At 57.8% G+C, this 2,118-nt stretch carries 3 protein-coding genes and 1 pseudogene; 3 read left to right on the forward strand and 1 reads right to left on the reverse strand.

Features of this window, described 5'->3' with window-relative positions:
- Window positions 1–198 (reverse strand): annotated as a pseudogene (locus RH91_RS23330) (hypothetical protein); the annotation flags it as partial.
- Window positions 199–425: 227 nt separating this feature from the next.
- On the opposite strand from RH91_RS23330, the gene RH91_RS20490 reads away from it, so the two are divergent.
- From RH91_RS20490 to RH91_RS20500, 3 genes are all read left to right on the forward strand, one after another.
- Window positions 426–812, forward strand: coding sequence for a YsnF/AvaK domain-containing protein (locus RH91_RS20490; RefSeq protein WP_010165273.1), 387 nt, complete (start codon window positions 426–428; stop codon window positions 810–812).
- Window positions 813–829: 17 nt separating this feature from the next.
- A complete protein-coding gene (locus RH91_RS21925) occupies window positions 830–1,453 on the forward strand; it encodes an OmpA family protein (RefSeq protein ID WP_051116753.1) in 624 nt (207 codons plus the stop codon).
- A gap of 39 nt (window positions 1,454–1,492) precedes the next feature.
- On the forward strand, window positions 1,493–2,118 hold a 626-nt coding region (locus tag RH91_RS20500; RefSeq protein ID WP_010165275.1), incomplete at its 3' end, for a DUF2382 domain-containing protein.

Below are 2,118 nucleotides of genomic sequence, written 5' to 3' on the forward strand. Positions count from 1 at the left end.
AAGCGATACCATACCTGAGAGCAGGAAATAGACGTGTAAGAGAGGATCGCCAGGCTCGTATAGCACCGTTCCCGCACGTAGATCGATCACATCGCAGTAACGCCGTAATTTAGTCTGATCAGCCGGCGCAATGCGATCCAGAAGGCCGTTGCCGCTCGGCCAGAGTTTCAATGATGCGTTATCCGTCGAACTGCTCACACAACCTTTCTACAGGGTGGATCGCGGTAAGCAACTGAGCGCAGTCCACATGCGATTTCGGCACATCAGATATTCCTAATGATCCTAATCAAGGTCCCAAGTTTTTTGCGGAACCAATGGTACGGCCTTCGGTTTTCGCATCCTAAGATACACTTGGCGGAGCGTGATTGCTGGCCCGCTGCGTGTGCTCTTCGACATCGCTCGGAACAGAGAGATCGATAAGCTACGTGGCCAAATTTGACGATCAGCACACGAGGGTTCCGATTATCGAAGAAGTGGCGACTGTGTCCAAGCGGACCGTTGAAAGTAGTCATGTCCGGGTCCGCACGGTCGTCGAAGAGAGAACCCACAATCTTGTCGCGGAGCTTGAGCGCGAGGACATCGAGATTGAGCGCCGCGTGGTCGAACGCGAAGTGTCCGTCCCACCTGCGCCTTACCATGAGGGCGAACTGCTGATCATTCCAATCGTTGAAGAGCGCGCCATCGTCGAAAAGCGCCTTTTCGTTGTCGAGGAAGTCGTCGTTCGCCGGGTGGCGCGAACCGAGGAGGTTCAAGTTCCTACCACGCTTCGCAAAATGCGCGCCGTCATCGAGCGCGATGGCGACGAAGTCTAAAATAGGAGGTATTGTTAATGGCAGGACCGAACGACCATAAACCCGGCGCCCCAAGCCACGTGCATATCGAAAGGAACGTCCAGCCAGGCTGGTTAAAAGCGCTTGCGTGGTTGGCGCTGGCGTTGGGGCTGCTCGCCCTTATCCTCGGTTTAAGCCGCTGCCACAAAGACACAGTCGCCGTCGTGCCGGCTCCAGCCTCGAGCAAAGTGATAGCGCAGACCCCGAATGCGCCGAAATCGGCAGCATTAGTCGGCACGTCTGGTCTTGGTGTGTATCTGGGCGGCACGGAAGCGACGCCACGTACTTTCACGTTTGAGAAGCTAAACTTCGACACAGCCAAGAGCGACATTCGTGCGGCTGACGCGGCAGAGGTCGATCAAGTCGCGATGGCTTTGAGGCAGTATCCAACCTCTCATATCCGGATCGCCGGCTATGCGGACTCGCGCGGCAGCGATGCGACTAACATGGCGCTCGGCAAGGCTCGCGCTGAGAGCGTTAAGGCGGCGCTTATTGGCAAGGGCATCGATGCCGGGGGGATCGAGACCGTCTCGGGCGGTGCAACCGACCCCGTCGACACCAATACGACGGCAGGGGGGCGTTTCGAGAACCGCCGTACCGAACTCGTCGTGACGGCGAGATAAGCAACCCTTTTCTATCCAACGTTTATCCAGGAGAACATCATGTCCAGTACCATCACTGCCCTGTTCGACAATCGCTCGGATGCCGAAGCCGCTAAGGAGCGGCTGAAGGCTGCACGGGTCGATGTCGATCACATCCACATCCATGACAAGACCAGCGCGGGCTATAACGCGACGGGCTATTCGACCCACCAGGACCGCGGAATGTGGGATTCGATCAAGCACGCGTTCCTTCCCGATGAGGACCGCCACACTTATGAGGAAGGCGTTCGCCGGGGTGGTGTACTGTTGACCGCTGACGTCGAAGACGCGCACGTTGATGAGGCCGTCAAGGTTCTGGAAGATGCCAATAGCGTCGATATCGACGACCGCTCGAGCGAGTGGCGTTCGTCTGGCTGGGATCATCCGACAGCGGGTTCAGGGGCAGCGGGTTTGGGTGCACTTTCTGGCAACACGGCGGACAGTACTAACCGTACTCACGACCTCGATGGCGAGCGTGAGGAAGTTGTTCCGATCGTCGAAGAGCAGCTTGTTGTCGGCAAGCGCGACGTGGACCGGGGCGGCGTGCGCGTGCGCTCCTATGTCACTGAAACGCCCGTTCATGAGCAGATCCGTCTGCGCAACGAGCAAGTGCATGTCGAGCGTCGTGCTGTTGATAAGCCCCTTCT

Source organism: Sphingomonas sp. PAMC 26617 (assembly GCF_000242835.1).
Lineage (GTDB): Bacteria > Pseudomonadota > Alphaproteobacteria > Sphingomonadales > Sphingomonadaceae > Sphingomonas.